This window comes from Kineococcus siccus (assembly GCF_009906795.1).
GTDB classification, from domain to species: domain Bacteria; phylum Actinomycetota; class Actinomycetes; order Actinomycetales; family Kineococcaceae; genus Kineococcus; species Kineococcus siccus.
On the sequence record NZ_JAAALN010000442.1, the window covers coordinates 1 to 613 of the forward strand.

At 77.3% G+C, this 613-nt stretch carries 1 protein-coding gene; it reads left to right on the forward strand.

All coding sequences use genetic code 11. The annotated features are described in order from the left end of the window. Nucleotides 1-153 precede the first annotated feature (153 nt). Nucleotides 154-613 (forward strand): Fur family transcriptional regulator (locus GTR02_RS22040; RefSeq protein WP_205709828.1); only part of this gene is annotated, 460 nt, incomplete at its 3' end.

A 613-nucleotide genomic window follows, 5' to 3' on the forward strand; every position in this document is an offset into this window, starting at 1 on the left:
CTCCCGCACGCGCCACCCCCGCCCCCGCTCGCGCGGCTCTCGTCGTGCCGCCACTCTCGGCGCGCGGTGCGCCCGCGTCAACGCGGGGCGACCCGTTCCGCGACCCGCCCGGGCCCGCAGCCGGTCTTGACTCGTTCAAGAGAAGTCACCACGATGGTGGGCGTGCCGGAACCCCAGGACCTCGAACGCGCGCTGCGCGGTGCGGGGCTGCGGGTCACCCGGCCGCGCGTGGCCGTGCTGGACGCCGTGCACGCCCACCCGCACGCGGAGACCGAGGCGCTCATCGGCGCCGCCCGAGCCCGGCTCGGGGCGCTGTCGCACCAGGCCGTCTACGACGTCCTGCGCGTCCTGACCGACAGCGGCCTGGTGCGCCGCATCCAGCCGCAGGGTTCCGTCGCGCGCTACGAGGCGCGCGTCGGCGACAACCACCACCACCTCGTGTGCCGGTCCTGCGGCGCCATCTCCGACGTCGACTGCCCCGCGGGCGAGGCTCCGTGCCTGCTGCCCCCCGTCGTCGACGAGGGCTTCCTCGTCGACGAGGCCGAGGTCGTCTACTGGGGCCGGTGCGCGGCGTGCGCCGCCGCGCCGGTCGCCGCCCCGGCCACCCCCGACC